Origin of the sequence: Lysinibacillus sp. NPDC097231 (assembly GCF_044761885.1) — a bacterium.
GTDB lineage: Bacteria > Bacillota > Bacilli > Bacillales_A > Planococcaceae > Lysinibacillus.
Genome location: NZ_JBIWDH010000040.1, coordinates 13134 through 26919 on the forward strand (window position 1 = coordinate 13134; position 13786 = coordinate 26919).

The window sequence follows — 13786 nt, forward strand, 5'->3', positions numbered from 1 at the left end:
AATCGCCAAAGTGACAGATAGAATCTATGAACTGACGGATAGAACCGGAAGAGACGGATAGAATCATTAAACTGACGGAAAGAATCGCCAAAGTGACAGATAGAATCTATGAACTGACGGATAGAACCGGAAGAGACGGATAAAATTATTAAACTGACGGAAAGAATCGCCAAAGTGAAGGATAGAATCTATGAACTGACGGATAGAACCGGAAGAGACGGATAAAATTAATATACTGACGGATAGAATTGCCAAAGTGAAGGATAGAATCTATGACCTGACGGAAAGAACCGGAAGAGACGGATAAAATTATTAAACTGAAGGATAGAATCGCCAAAGTGAAGGATAGAATCTATGAACCGACGGATAGAACCGGAAGAGACGAATAAAATTAATAAACTGACCGAAAGAATCGCCAAAGTGAAGGATAGAATCTATGAACCGACGGATAGAACCGGAAGAGACGAATAAAATTAATAAACTGACGGAAAGAATTGCCAAAGTGAAGGGTAGAATCTATGACCTGACGGATAGAATCGCAAGTGAAGGATAAAATTAATAAACTGACGGATAGAATCGCCAAAGTAAAGGATAGAATCATCGACCTGATGAGGTCTCATTAAAAAATGTTAGTTCTAGACTTACTATGCTTTACGTATATGAAATAAAGTGAAATTTAATTTTGAGGTAAGAGTTTTGTACCTGACGTTTTGCTTACGGTACAGAAAATTTTTGCACGTTAATGTTAGAAGATAGATTAGTTTTTAATATATATTGCTACATCAGGGTTTACTTAAAATCCTTACTAAAGGAGCCTATACAATGATAACCTTTGACAATGTAACAAAAAAATACGGAAATGAACAAATCGCAGTAAATGCTATTAATTTGGAGATAAAAAAAGGAGAATTCTTTGTCATTATTGGTCCGAGTGGATGTGGAAAAACAACATTATTAAAGATGATTAATCGATTGATCCATTTAACTGATGGAACAATTTGGATTAACGGCAAAAGAATTAGTGATTATAATATCCATGAATTGCGCTGGAATATCGGCTACGTACTGCAACAAATTGCGCTCTTTCCTCATATGACTATCGAGGAAAATATAGCAGTTGTGCCTGAAATGAAGAAATGGAGTAAATCACAAATTCAGCAACGGGTTCGTGAGTTATTGGATATGGTTGGACTTGAACCAGATAAATACAGTCAACGTAAGCCAAAAGAGCTTTCTGGTGGGGAGCAACAAAGGGTCGGTGTTGTTCGTGCGTTAGCGGCTGATCCGGAGATTATTTTAATGGATGAACCTTTTAGTGCTTTGGATCCGATTAGTCGTGCAAAATTACAAGATGATCTGCACGAACTTCAAAGAACTATACAAAAAACGATTGTCTTTGTGTCGCATGATATGCAAGAGGCGTTAAAATTAGGTGATCGAATATGTGTAATGAAGGATGGAGAAATTGTGCAGATTGGTACTCCTCATGACATTATTCAAAACCCTGCGAATGATTTTGTTGAAGAATTTATTGGGGTAAAAGAACATGCTATCAATACTTTTCATATCCAAGCTATCATCGAACCAATTGCTGATGAAGATAATCGAAAAAATCTAGATGCCACCATCGCTTCGAATGATCCGTTACATACCATTCTTGAAAAATTAGCTCACTATGAATGTTTAGGTGTGGAAGATAGCGGAAAAATAATTGGTGTTGTCACAAGAGCATCTATGCTTCAGTATTTAGCTAATGATTCCTTAGGAAGAGGTAATGTAAATGGCTAATTTTTTTGAAGTTTTTAGCGAACGAAAAGGTCAACTATTGACATCATTAATGGAGCATATTCAAATTTCCTTCATTGCTCTATTTTTAGCAGTAGTCATTGCAATTCCTCTGGGTATTTATTTAACGAAACAAAGGAAAATAGCAGAAAGTATTATTGGTATTAGTGCTGTTTTACAAACGGTTCCTTCCTTAGCGTTATTAGGTTTATTAATCCCGGTGTTTGGCATTGGAAAGGTACCAGCCATAATTGCCTTAGTTGTATATGCACTTCTTCCAATATTACGTAATACATTTACTGGGATAAACGAAGTGGATACATCTTTAAAAGAGGCTGCGATGGCCATGGGGATGAATACTCGAAAACGACTAGTAAAGGTCGAATTGCCACTTGCCATGCCTGTCATTATGGCGGGTATTAGAACAGCTATGGTGTTAATCGTTGGAACGGCAACATTGGCGGCCTTAATCGGAGCCGGGGGATTAGGGGATATCATTTTACTTGGAATTGATAGAAATAATACATCTCTTATTCTATTAGGTGCTGTTCCTGCGGCCATTTTAGCATTAGTGTTCGACTTTTTATTAAAAAAGCTAGAATCACTTTCCTTTAGAAAAACGATGATAGCAATAAGCTCAATTAGTATTGTGGCATTATTGATGATTATCTATCCACTACTAAACTTTAAAGAGAATGAGGAAATTGTTATTGCTGGTAAGCTAGGCTCTGAACCAGAGATTCTAATAAATATGTATAAATTGCTTATTGAGAACGAAACGGACTTAAAGGTGCAATTAAAACCTGGGCTTGGTAAAACTTCTTTTATATTTAATGCACTTAAATCCGGGAGTATCGATATTTACCCAGAATTTACAGGGACGGCTATTTCGGAATTTTTAAAAGAAGAAGCTGTTAATAATAACCCAGAAGATGTGTATCATCAAGCAAAAGAAGGCATGATGGAGCAATTTGGCATGGTGATGTTAAGCCCGATGACTTATAACAATACTTATGCATTGGCAGTTTCAAAAGAAATGGCTGAAACCTATCATTTGCAAACGATTTCTGATATTAAGCGTATTCAAGAATTTATTAAAGCAGGCTTCACATTGGAATTTAATGATCGAGAAGATGGTTATTTAGGCATTCAAAAGCGCTATGGTATTACTCTTTCTAATATTATCACGATGGAGCCTAAACTCAGATATCAGGCAATTCAATCCGGAAATATTGATCTATTAGATGCTTATTCAACAGATAGTGAAATACGACAATATAATTTGCAGGTATTGGCAGATGATCAGCGGCTATTTCCTCCTTATCAAGGAGCCCCTTTACTAAGGAAAGAGACGCTAGACAAATATCCTGAAATCCAAACAGCTTTAAATAAGCTGGAAAATCATATAACAGACGATGAGATGCGTGAAATGAATTATCAAGTCAATGTTGAAGGTAAAAATATTACAGATGTAGCGCGGGACTATTTAATAAGGGCAGGACTGTTACAACGCTAATAGTGAATAGAAAAAACTTCGATAAAAGTAGCTAGAAAAGAAATAATCTTTCTTTATCTAGCTTTTTTGCTCATTTTTTAACGATAAACATTAATTAATTATTGAAAAGGATAAAGTGAAATGTATAATAAAGAATAAGAGAGGGGATGCTTCGTATGGAACAAACAATTCAAAGTAAAGAATTCCGGTTTTTAACAAAAGGGCTACGTACCATTTTTACAATCATTATGGTTTTGATGATTTTTGGGCTTACTATGATTGGCATATTATTTGTTGGGGCAATTTTTGTGCCAGAAAAGGAAGTAAATCATTTACTAGCACAGGGGAGTGTAGCAGCCTCCTTTCATCTAGATGGCATGGAAATGGTATTAGCTGATAAGGTAGCAAAAAATATTCAATATACAAAAATGAATATCATGAAATTATTATTTACTGCTACAATATATATAGGGTTATTACTATTTATCGTTGTTCAAGTAAGAAATGTGTTAAGTAATTTAAGTAGGGGAATGATTTTTTCAGCGTCGAATAGTAGGAGAATGGAATGGGTTGCCTACGCTGTAGTGGTATTAAGCTTGACAGTTGGTGCCTTTCGAACGTACATTGCCTATAACGTTATCGAACAATTTAATTTAGATAAACTATTAGTAGGCACAGGGGTGATAGATGGATTAAACTTTCATTTTACAGGAATTAATTGGACACTACTATTGTGTGGATTAGTCATTTGGACGATTGCACGTGTATTTCGATATGGAGCGTTTTTACAAGATGAATATGACGCAACAGCTTAGGAAGTGAAAAAATGACAATAATTATTCGATTAGATCGAATGCTTGCTGATCGAAAAATGCAGCTAAGTGAGCTAGCAGAAAAAGTGGATGTGTCGATTGTTAATCTATCCAATTTAAAAACTGGAAAGGTTCGGGCCGTACGTTTTTCTACTTTAAATGCGATTTGTAAGGCATTAGGCTGTCAACCAGGGGATATTTTAGAGTACGTGGAGGATGAAGAATAATTGAGGTCTGGATAGTGAATGCTATTCAGACCTTATTACTTTATCATTTTAATAAACCTTCAATTAGCAAAAGCAGAAACGATTTTGAATGAGGTACTACAATCCTACGAACATTTTGCAAGCCTAGAACAAGGGAAAGTTAGATTAACGAGAGCTTTTATTTTAACTTCTCAAAAGGATCTTGCCAGTGGAGCATGAAATGAGCATTTATCCATTTCAACAGTTTATGAATGTTTACTAGAGGAGGTCTTTCAAAATGGATTGGAGATATCTATTGTTCATTTGATTCACTTAACGATTGATGGATTGTTTTATTCCAAATTATTAAAAATTACACCGATGCCGAAGAAGTAGCAGAGGGTGTCTTTGAACAATTAATGCAAATGACAAGGAAGGAAATTCATTCATGAGTGCTTTTGGTTTTTTATTCATTTCAATCGTCTCAGAAGTTTTTGCGAGCTCGATGTTGAAACTAACAAATGGTTTTAAACGATTACTGCCGTCTATTGGTGTAGTGGTCGGATACGGAACTGCTTTTTATTTCTTTTCCTTAACATTGCAATCTTTAGAGATTGGCACAGCGTATGCCATTTGGGCAGGATTAGGAACAGCGTTAACAGCGATTATCGGTATCGTAATTTATAAGGAATTATTCAATTTAAAAAAGCTTATGGGTATTTTGTTAATTATCGGCGGTGTGATTATTCTAAACCTTGCTGGTAGCGGGCATTGAGGAGGATTATGCAAATGAAAGGTTATCTATTTTTAACGTTAGCCATTATCACCGAGGTACTAGCAACAACGATGCTCAAGCTTTCACATGCATTTACAATTATAGGACCATCCATCGCTGTTGTTGTGGGATATGGCATATCGTTTTATGCATTATCTTTGTGTTTAAAATCACTACCATTAAGCCTGGCATATGCTATCTGGTCTGGTGTAGGTACCGCATTAACGGTTGTTGTAGGAATTGTATTATGGGGAGATATTTTTAATCTTTACTCAGCCATAGGTATTTCATTAATCATTGGTGGGGTCATTCTCCTAAATCAAGGAGATCCACATAATGCGACAACTTAACGTCAAAAAAGAAAAACGTCCAAATTGATAATGGACGTTTTCTTTATTTGGTAGAATCTTTGAATTTATAAAAATGACAAGAGAATATGACTGTTAAAAATAGAATGACATAGCCTACAGGGATAACGATAAAACTTCTGTTTACTAATACAAAATCTGTATTGTGTAATAACGTAGCAATCGTATTAACAACAGGTGTAAATAATACGATTGAAAAAAGTGTTTGATACATGCTTATGGATTTACGTGATTTCGGATACATAACATGTACAATAAGCAGTGCGATTATATGCAAGGTTGTAGTGAGAGCAGCAATCTGTAGCAGTTTACTTGGTAGTTGGTGATAGATAAGGAAATTAGGCGTTAACAATAAAAATAAAAGCATGATTACATAACTAAAGACTCTCATAGAATGAACCTCCTTAATAAGGTAAAATAACACCTACACTAATATAATGTATTAAATTATTTTCTAAATATGGCAAAACTTCCTCAATTGACCCTGTTAATACAGCACCACTAACCTTTAAGGAATGTGGGTCAGCATTACCTATTGTCTTTTTTAAAATCTCAGCCTCATATATTTTTTGATGTCCTGGAAAATGTAACCCAGTGGGATCTTCGCCTCTTTTCTCGATTTTTTCTCGTATAATCGCGAGAGCTTCTTGTTCATCATGAGCATAAATATCTATTTGATCTAAAAAATTTTGAGCGGATTGAAATTGATCTTTAGGTTTTATTTGAAACCCATAAGCCGAATCACCATCTACTAAACCAGAATTTTTGGGAGATATAGAAGGGAAATCTTTTTCAGCCTCTTTATTTTCCGCAATAGATTCAAACAAACCGTCTTGTATAATCCAAGCCCATTGAGCAGTTGGAAATTGCACGGCCATCTCTTCTAACGTTAAATCTTTTGTGAAAGATACAGCAACCTCTACGCTATAGAAAGAGGGTAATTTTTTTAAATAAGGCAAATCATTCTCAATTTTAGGCTCTGTATATGGGTAAAATTGTAAGACACGCTGATTGTTATTGTATCCATTTATATAGTTGTTGTTTTCAACATATGTTTTTGTTCCTAATATTGTATAAAAATGTTCCATGGTACCCCATTGTATTTGATGACCATTAATATCCTTAAACATCTTTGATTTTGTCGTAGCTGCTAACAAGAAATAATCGTAATTAGTCCCATTTGCCTGAATATTTGCTCCCGTAAATGTTTTGTCTAGAAAATCTTGTGTAGTTTGCTTTTCCATTTCCTTATACATATAATATTGACCCAATGCGATCAGTCCCCATAAAATGAGCACAATAATGATAAAAACACTAATAGAAACAAGAATAATACGTTTTATTGATTTCTGTTTAGCTTCTTTCACCAAATTTTGAAATGATTGATCTTCATTGAATATTGATGTTTTCTCCATAATCACCATTCCTTTCAAATACATGCTTAAATTTTTTCTTAGTTCGGGCGAGCTGAGTTTTAATGGTCTTATCGGATGTGTTAAAAAGAACCGCGATTTCTTTTAAAGATAAATCGGCACTATATTTCAATAATAGTAATTCCGCTTCTTTTGGTTGAAGCATGCTTAAACATTTTTGTATTGTTATATGCTTTTCTTGTTGGAGCACGTAAAATTCAGGTGTTTGTTCGTCTAATAAGTCCTGTAGGTTAAACGAAAGTACAAAATTGTTAGCATGCTTTTGCTTTCTTAAGACATCATAAAATTTGTTTATCGCAACTCGATAAAGCCAAGCTTCAGCATAATTTGTATCAATTCCGTCTATGTATTTAATGAACTGATAAGCAGTCTCCTGTAAAACGTCTTCAGCATCTTGTTTGTTAGCGCCCATTTTTAGGAGTGTATAATGTACCCCTTTTAATTTCTTCTGCAATTGTTTGCCAAATTCTTCATTCATATCAACCCTCCTAACTACTTAACGATTGAATTAGTGAAAGGTAAACAAAAATGTAAATATTTATTTTCATATGAATTGTATCGAAATAACAACTGCCTTTGTAAGTAGTTGGCAGTAGAGAGAAGATTAGTGATTCACATATTCATGTGCATCGTATTTAAGTTTCCTTCGAATTGTAGTCTCCACATTAATCTAAATGCCCATTATTATGTTGTTTCCAGCGCGAAAAAGTCGTCATATTCCCAAGCTCTACATATTATAACGAGAAGGTGTTAAATATTTTATCTTCATTCAGTAGGTGTCCAAACACCTACTGATATAGAGGAACTCAGTCTAAGAACGCCACGTACTGTGGCAATTTATCTGTGCGAAAGCGAAGCGACAGCAACACGGTTTTATCTGTGCGAAAGCGAAGCGACAGCAACAACAACACATGACTGAATGACCAACATCACGTTGGTCCAAAGCCTCCGGCGGATGTCACGGATTTTGAAAGGAATGAAAAAAGGGTGTTAGCCTAAACCCTTCGCATCCTGCGAAAACGGCTAACTGACCTGGATCGGTAAAAACGCCACGTCCTGTGGCTTTACCGAAATAACCGACATTGTGTCGGCCCTCGTGCAGGCCTGTGCACAATTCAAAATCCAGACGCAATTACGTCAAGGCGAAATTGATTCAGTGTGTCAGTGTGGCTCAGTAGACTTGGGAGGAGCTGAAGGAATTGAATAATGAAAAACGAAGAAACCATTTTCTATGCGAAGCACTACACGATATCAAAGAGCTACAGGATGTGATGAAGGATTTTCATTCTAAATACTTTGGTCAGCTACTTGTGAAAATTGTTGGAAGTGATACAATCCCTTTCTTTTTAATAACACACGATGGTACGCATTTGAAATTAATGGATACAATCAAGCAGTTTGAAACAGAGTTTTTTCGTATAGAGGCAATTGATAGGGAGCATTGTCGGGGAACTGTTTCGCTTTTGCGTGCTTATGATTATGAAGGGCATGATACGAATTTAATTGCAGACGTTGTGAGGTTAGAAAGAACATCCACTAAAAAATCCATCGAATTATGTGGGATATCAGCTATTCAGTTACTAAAACCTGATATGTTAAAAGGGAAATTCATCATTGAGCCTAAATGGTGATTAAATTATCAATTATGCCTTGGCATAATTGCGTCCGGAATCGGCTTTGTGCTTGCACAAAGAACTCCTTTCCGATTCCGTGACATCCGCCGGAGGCTTTAACTTCTTTCAGCAGGTGTCACTTTCGCTACCAAAACATTTGTTGCTGTCGCTTCGCTTTCGCACAGAAGACATTTTGCTGAAAGAAGTTAGACTACTAAAATAACACCATAATTAGAGCATCTGTCTATATGCAAGTACATTGGCTGAATTTATTAGAGAGAGAATCATATGAAAGGAAGAGGTTAATGAATGACAATTATCGGAATGTTACATCATCGTCTAGATCCAACAACCGTTATTAAGTCATATGCATATGCAGCTGTTGCAAAAGCAGAAGGGGCTGAATTTTTTTACTTTACACCAAAAAGTGTTGATTTTGATAAACGTTCCATAAGAGGGAAGGTCTATGAAAATGGTGAATGGCACGAAAGAATAATGCCCTTCCCAGATGTTATATACAATGCAGGGAGTCCCGAAAAATTATCGGTATCAAAGGAAATTATCGAGAAATTAAAAGAAGAAATCCCGTTTACAACCTATTCTATAGGGAATAAATGGAATGTTATGAAGCGACTGCAGGAAGCCAAGGAATTTGATAAATATTTAATCCCTTCAGAAATTGTGAAAAATATTGATGTGTTTCATAAGTTTATGGCTTTTCATAGAAAAGTAGTGTTTAAACCGATAGATGGCCGAAAGGGAAAAGGAATTTATTTTATTTCCAAAGCAGGAAAAACTAATTATGAGGTAAGGAAGGATAGCGAAAATAGTGTTTATACTAAGTCGCAGCTAGATGAATTAATAAGGGGGCAACTTTCTACTGGTACCTTTATTATGCAGCCCTATATTCAATCAGTGACAAAATCAGGTCAAGTTTATGATTTTCGTCTTCATGTGCAAAAAGATGGTGAGGGTAAATGGGTGATAACGACGGTTTATCCGCGAATTGCTCCATTTGGTTCAATTATACCGAATATTAACAATGGTGGTTTTACAAATTATTTAGATCCATTTCTGGAGCAAGAATTTAAAGAACAAGCGTATGATATTCGGCGTATGCTAGAGCATTTCTCCTTAGCATTAGCACAGCATTTAGATGAAATTCAGATGGTAAAATTTGGGGAAGTCATTGATGAAATTGGCATTGATATAGGCTTAGATGAGCAGCAAAAAATTTGGATGTATGAAGTAAACTGGCGTCCGGGTTGTCCTCCTGCATTTTATTTAGAATTAGACGTTGTCATCAATACGATTCGATATGCAATGTACCTTGCGAAGAATCAAAAACAAATGGAAAGAGAAATTAAGCAACAAAAAAGTAAGTCACTAGTCAAAGAACAGCAGAAACCGATTATTGCGATTACCGGAAGTGCTGGAAAAACAACTTCCAAAGCATTTTTAGCCTCCATTTTATCGGAAAAATGGAATATTTTTGAGTCGAAAGATTATTGGAATACGACAGAGCATACAAAAAAACATGCGGAAGAAATAAATACTACACATCAAGCTGTTGTGCTGGAGTACGGTATGGCCTATCCAGGTATCATTACCAATCACTGTAGCATTATCCAACCGAATATCAGTATTATCACGAATATAGGCTTAGCACACGTTGGTAATTTTGATGGGGATATAAAAGGTGTGGCAAAAGCAAAATCGGAATTAATACATGGGATGGACCAACACGGTTTACTCATTATGAATAAGGACGATGACAACTCTAAGTATTTAGAAACGCAGCAGTTTAAAGGAAAAATCCTAACAGTCGGTATTCATAGCCCAGCAGACTATAGAGCCTATGATATTCAATATAAATATATTGGGATGACCTTTAAAATAAAGCTACAAGGACAGGAAATTGCAATGTATATCCCAATTTTAGGGGAGCATCATGTTTATAATGCGCTCAATGCGATCGCAGTGGCTGATTATTTAGGGTTTAGCCCATCAGACATTAAGGCGGGACTAAATTTCAAAAAACCACCTAGAAGATTAACCCTTTATAATTGTCGCGATGCAATCACAGTTATTGACGATACGGTTCACTCTCATCCTCAAGGTGTACGCGCCGCAATTGACGTTCTAACGAATATTGCCAAGAAGCGTAAAGTTGCTATTATTGGTCAAATGCGGGAATTAGGGGATTTGAGAGAAGAGGAATATCGTAAAGTAGGAGAGTATGTTTATGAGCAAGATATAGATTTATTCATCACTTATGGTTTTAGGACGGAGGAAATGGGAGCTGCCGCGGTGGCCAAAGGGATGGACCCATCGAAAGTTTATCATTTTATCAATAAGGATGAGTTGCATGCACTTCTAGAGAAAATCATAAAACCTCACGATACGATTTTAGTAAAGGGTGCTAGTAAAACAAATATGTTTGATACTGTTAAATTTTTAGATGAATTCTTTAAAGCATAAATGAAAAAGCCCAAGTAATTGACCTTTTGTTAAGGGCAATTATTCGGGCTATTTTTTAATATTTCAGAAAGTCTAAGCTACCTTTAGAATGAATTTTATTTCTTTCGCTGCGTTAATGGCGTTCTTTTTAGCCTCAGCTAATGTTGCACCCTCTGCAATTACATAGGCGTATCGATGACCCATGGATAGAGGAGGAGTCAGTAAAGTTCCTCTTTTCGGCTTGACATATACATCCACAACACCTGGTAATTTACTTGCTCTATTTCTACCAAGAACTTTTTTTAAAATCCCTTTACTTTCAACAATGAGGTATTTTGTAAAGACAAACTTTCTATGCTTTGGCTTGATATTAGGACGTCCACCTAAAAATAGTTTAAGTGTCTCTTCCACTAAATTAAATCCAAAAGCAGCGTGAAGCATAGCATTCATGGCCCCTCCCGAAATTCTTGGATTAATCTCGATGAGCTTCCAGCCATTCTTTGTTAGTCGAAGCTCTAAATGCAAGGCACCATTTTCAATGTTAAATGCTTTTACAATGGATTGGAGAACTTCCTCAAGTCCAGTTTGAATCTCCTTAGGGACTTTAACGAGAACACCATAACCTGTAATGATAAAACGTTTACCTTGGGTAATTTCTTGTTCAATAATACCGACAACTTGTGCTTGTCGCTTATAAACCATCGCTTCTACTAAATATTGCGGACCTTCGATATATTCTTCAATCATAATCGTTTCATTGGGATTTTTGCTTCGTAAGTAGCTGAGGTGTTTATTAAGTTGGTTATTATCGTTAGCTAACAAAACATCTTTAGAACCTGTTGATTTTGGAGATTTTACGATTAGTGGAAATTCCAAATTGTTAGGCACGGACTCTCTTGGCTTAATAAGAAAAAACTTAGGAGAATAGGGTTGATTCTTTAAAAAATTTCTAGTTTTCTCTTTATCCTCCATCATTTCAATGGCTGATGAAGAAGTAACGTTGTTACAAAATTCATCGCATAAAATGGAAGCAACATGGACAAAAGGATCGACAAAACTAACAATAGTTTTAATCTCTAATCCGCTTTTACCCAAATTATAAATTTCTTCTTTCATGTCTTCTATATTTGAAGTATCAATAAGAATCATTTTATGGATATCTGGATAGGCTTTTCTCTGCTGTAATTGCTTTTCATTGTTTGTAAAAAGTACAGTAAAATAGCCCAGTTTTTCTGCTGCCCTTGTTGCTTCTCGACTTGACCCGGATTTGTTTGTACCGATAAATATAATCGTTTTCAGGTATATCACTCCTTCTATTGGCACTAGGATACTTAATCACAATTATATATATGCGAAGAAATAGATTTGCTCTAGTTATGTATCTTGTCTACATCCAAGCAACTTTTAAAGAGTTACATATACTAGAGAGGAAGGGAGGGAGAGTTGATATGAAGCCTCTTACGGTTAAGAATTTAACAATGATTACTGCAGGCAATTTAGTGCAAGGGTCGGAGGAAGTGCTAATTCAGCATGGGGCTTATCGACTAAAGCAAGTAAAAAAACCAAATACTGCTCTGTTTACGGGTATACGTATTGTCGACTGGAAAAGTCTTGAGTCATTTTATCCTTTAGTGTTAGTAACAGATAGAACATACAGTCGAAATGAAGTTCCTAGACAAATAACCATCATTAAAGTAACCGATACAGATGATTCCTATTGGAAATTTGTGCAGTTCTATCGCAGTCAATTTAATATTCCTATTGTAGCCATTACTGGTACTTCTGGTAAAACGACGACAAAGGAAATGATCAAACATTTACTTTCTGCTGAAAAAAATGTTACAGCCACAACACTTAGCAGTAATTCTAGAACCGCTTCATTGCAATATCTACTTAGTATTGAGGATGAAACCCAAGCAGCCGTTTTTGAAACAGCTGTTGGTTCACCGGGAGATGTCAGAACTGCAGGGAAATATTTTAAGCCGACCATCGGAATTATTACTAATATAGGGGCACATCACCTGAATTATTGTAAAACTTTGGAGGGCTATATCCAGGCAAAAGCTGAAATGCTGGACATCATTCAGCCCAATGGCACATTAATCCTTAATGCTGAGGATGTCAATACACAAAAGATAGATTTATCGAGGTTTCAAGGACACATTATTAAAGTAGGAAAGCATATATCCTGTGATTATATTGCGAGTAATATTCGTTACGACAAAAATGGTATGTTGTTTAATCTTTATCACAAAGGGAAGGGTTATGAAATCTTTGTACCAGGATTTGGTGAGCATCAAGTATATAATGCGCTTGCGGCCATTGCAGCTGTTTGTGAAATGGGCATGGCGATTCCACAGGCAGCTAAACAACTACAATCTTTTCGACACTTGAATAAACAACTCCAACTTTTTGAGGGCATTAATCACTGCATGTTATTGGATGATACATGGAGTATTACGACCACTTCTTTGGAGGCCGCATTAAAAGTTTTAACCGCACTTGGAGAAGGCAAGAAAAAGGTTGCCGTTATTGGAACAATCACAGATTTAGGTTCTTGGGGATATATTATTCATGAGCAAGCAGGAGAATTAATTCATCGTATTGGTGTCGATGTACTCGTCACAATAGGGGAACACGCACGCATTATGGCGGATCATGCAATAGACTTAGGGCTTAGTTCGCCTGTTTATACCTTTAAAAATAGTACGCTCGCCTATAAATTATTACAGGAAATAGTAGATAAAAATACAATTGTTCTCATTAAAGGTGATATGTATAGTGAAGAGGTTCATAAATTAGCAGCTGAATTAATAATAAAAAAATCATTTCCTTCTGAATAACTATTCAGAATTACACT

At 35.8% G+C, this 13786-nt stretch carries 14 protein-coding genes; 10 read left to right on the forward strand and 4 right to left on the reverse strand.

Going from position 1 to position 13786, the window contains the following annotated elements; translation table 11 throughout:
- The first annotated feature begins 822 nt into the window (after positions 1-822).
- The 7 genes from ACIQXF_RS19540 to ACIQXF_RS19570 all read left to right on the forward strand — a co-directional run bounded on the left by ACIQXF_RS19540 (position 823) and on the right by ACIQXF_RS19570 (position 5402).
- Positions 823-1788, forward strand: coding sequence for an ABC transporter ATP-binding protein (locus ACIQXF_RS19540; RefSeq protein WP_402786350.1), 966 nt, complete (start codon positions 823-825; stop codon positions 1786-1788).
- Complete coding sequence (locus ACIQXF_RS19545) at positions 1781-3301, forward strand: ABC transporter permease/substrate-binding protein (RefSeq protein WP_402786353.1); 1521 nt, start codon at positions 1781-1783, stop codon at positions 3299-3301. The genes ACIQXF_RS19540 and ACIQXF_RS19545 overlap by 8 nt, the downstream gene beginning before the upstream one ends.
- 155 nt (positions 3302-3456) lie before the next feature.
- Positions 3457-4095: a DUF2975 domain-containing protein gene (locus ACIQXF_RS19550; protein WP_402786356.1), complete on the forward strand. Its 639-nt coding sequence runs from the start codon at positions 3457-3459 to the stop codon at positions 4093-4095.
- Between the two features lie 11 nt (positions 4096-4106).
- The gene (locus ACIQXF_RS19555; RefSeq protein ID WP_053995929.1) at positions 4107-4319 is read left to right on the forward strand and encodes a helix-turn-helix domain-containing protein; all 213 of its coding nucleotides are present in this window, start codon (positions 4107-4109) and stop codon (positions 4317-4319) included.
- Positions 4320-4337: 18 nt separating this feature from the next.
- A complete protein-coding gene (locus ACIQXF_RS19560; RefSeq protein WP_402786360.1) occupies positions 4338-4517 on the forward strand; it encodes a hypothetical protein in 180 nt (59 codons plus the stop codon).
- Between the two features lie 208 nt (positions 4518-4725).
- The gene (locus ACIQXF_RS19565; RefSeq protein WP_402786363.1) at positions 4726-5052 is read left to right on the forward strand and encodes a DMT family transporter; all 327 of its coding nucleotides are present in this window, start codon (positions 4726-4728) and stop codon (positions 5050-5052) included.
- Between the two features lie 14 nt (positions 5053-5066).
- The gene (locus ACIQXF_RS19570) at positions 5067-5402 is read left to right on the forward strand and encodes a DMT family transporter (RefSeq protein ID WP_402786366.1); all 336 of its coding nucleotides are present in this window, start codon (positions 5067-5069) and stop codon (positions 5400-5402) included.
- 43 nt (positions 5403-5445) lie between these two features.
- Here the strand turns inward: ACIQXF_RS19570 and ACIQXF_RS19575 are convergent, their stop codons facing one another.
- From ACIQXF_RS19575 to ACIQXF_RS19585, 3 genes are read right to left on the reverse strand one after another with little or no spacing between them, the layout of a single operon-like run.
- Positions 5446-5811 carry a hypothetical protein gene (locus tag ACIQXF_RS19575; RefSeq protein ID WP_402786369.1) on the reverse strand — a complete coding sequence of 122 codons (366 nt, stop codon included), beginning with the start codon at positions 5809-5811 and terminating at the stop codon, positions 5446-5448.
- Positions 5812-5824: 13 nt separating this feature from the next.
- Complete coding sequence (locus ACIQXF_RS19580) at positions 5825-6835, reverse strand: anti sigma factor C-terminal domain-containing protein (RefSeq protein WP_402786372.1); 1011 nt, start codon at positions 6833-6835, stop codon at positions 5825-5827.
- The gene (locus ACIQXF_RS19585; protein WP_402786375.1) at positions 6810-7331 is read right to left on the reverse strand and encodes an RNA polymerase sigma factor; all 522 of its coding nucleotides are present in this window, start codon (positions 7329-7331) and stop codon (positions 6810-6812) included. The genes ACIQXF_RS19580 and ACIQXF_RS19585 overlap by 26 nt, the downstream gene beginning before the upstream one ends.
- A gap of 721 nt (positions 7332-8052) precedes the next feature.
- Between ACIQXF_RS19585 and ACIQXF_RS19590 the strand changes: the two genes are divergently transcribed.
- Both ACIQXF_RS19590 and ACIQXF_RS19595 read left to right on the forward strand, forming a co-directional pair.
- Positions 8053-8484 (forward strand): hypothetical protein, encoded by a 432-nt coding sequence (locus ACIQXF_RS19590; RefSeq protein ID WP_402786378.1) that lies wholly within the window; start codon positions 8053-8055, stop codon positions 8482-8484.
- Positions 8485-8775: 291 nt separating this feature from the next.
- Positions 8776-10947 (forward strand): YheC/YheD family protein, encoded by a 2172-nt coding sequence (locus tag ACIQXF_RS19595; protein ID WP_402786380.1) that lies wholly within the window; start codon positions 8776-8778, stop codon positions 10945-10947.
- Positions 10948-11019: 72 nt separating this feature from the next.
- Here the strand turns inward: ACIQXF_RS19595 and ACIQXF_RS19600 are convergent, their stop codons facing one another.
- Positions 11020-12225 carry an ATP-grasp domain-containing protein gene (locus ACIQXF_RS19600; RefSeq protein WP_402786446.1) on the reverse strand — a complete coding sequence of 402 codons (1206 nt, stop codon included), beginning with the start codon at positions 12223-12225 and terminating at the stop codon, positions 11020-11022.
- Between the two features lie 149 nt (positions 12226-12374).
- On the opposite strand from ACIQXF_RS19600, the gene ACIQXF_RS19605 reads away from it, so the two are divergent.
- Positions 12375-13769: a Mur ligase family protein gene (locus tag ACIQXF_RS19605; RefSeq protein WP_402786383.1), complete on the forward strand. Its 1395-nt coding sequence runs from the start codon at positions 12375-12377 to the stop codon at positions 13767-13769.
- Positions 13770-13786 lie beyond the last annotated feature (17 nt).

Excerpts from the sequence above, each read along its gene's own strand:
- ACIQXF_RS19560 (WP_402786360.1), top strand. The coding sequence starts at position 4,338 with ATGCTATTCAGACCTTATTACTTTATCATTTTAATAAACCTTCAATTA.
- ACIQXF_RS19545 (WP_402786353.1), top strand. The coding sequence starts at position 1,781 with ATGGCTAATTTTTTTGAAGTTTTTAGCGAACGAAAAGGTCAACTATTG.
- ACIQXF_RS19550 (WP_402786356.1), top strand. The coding sequence starts at position 3,457 with ATGGAACAAACAATTCAAAGTAAAGAATTCCGGTTTTTAACAAAAGGG.
- ACIQXF_RS19540 (WP_402786350.1), top strand. The coding sequence starts at position 823 with ATGATAACCTTTGACAATGTAACAAAAAAATACGGAAATGAACAAATC.
- ACIQXF_RS19565 (WP_402786363.1), top strand. The coding sequence starts at position 4,726 with ATGAGTGCTTTTGGTTTTTTATTCATTTCAATCGTCTCAGAAGTTTTT.
- ACIQXF_RS19595 (WP_402786380.1), top strand. The coding sequence starts at position 8,776 with ATGACAATTATCGGAATGTTACATCATCGTCTAGATCCAACAACCGTT.
- ACIQXF_RS19580 (WP_402786372.1), bottom strand. The coding sequence starts at position 6,835 with ATGGAGAAAACATCAATATTCAATGAAGATCAATCATTTCAAAATTTG.
- ACIQXF_RS19555 (WP_053995929.1), top strand. The coding sequence starts at position 4,107 with ATGACAATAATTATTCGATTAGATCGAATGCTTGCTGATCGAAAAATG.
- ACIQXF_RS19585 (WP_402786375.1), bottom strand. The coding sequence starts at position 7,331 with ATGAATGAAGAATTTGGCAAACAATTGCAGAAGAAATTAAAAGGGGTA.
- ACIQXF_RS19575 (WP_402786369.1), bottom strand. The coding sequence starts at position 5,811 with ATGAGAGTCTTTAGTTATGTAATCATGCTTTTATTTTTATTGTTAACG.
- ACIQXF_RS19570 (WP_402786366.1), top strand. The coding sequence starts at position 5,067 with ATGAAAGGTTATCTATTTTTAACGTTAGCCATTATCACCGAGGTACTA.
- ACIQXF_RS19605 (WP_402786383.1), top strand. The coding sequence starts at position 12,375 with ATGAAGCCTCTTACGGTTAAGAATTTAACAATGATTACTGCAGGCAAT.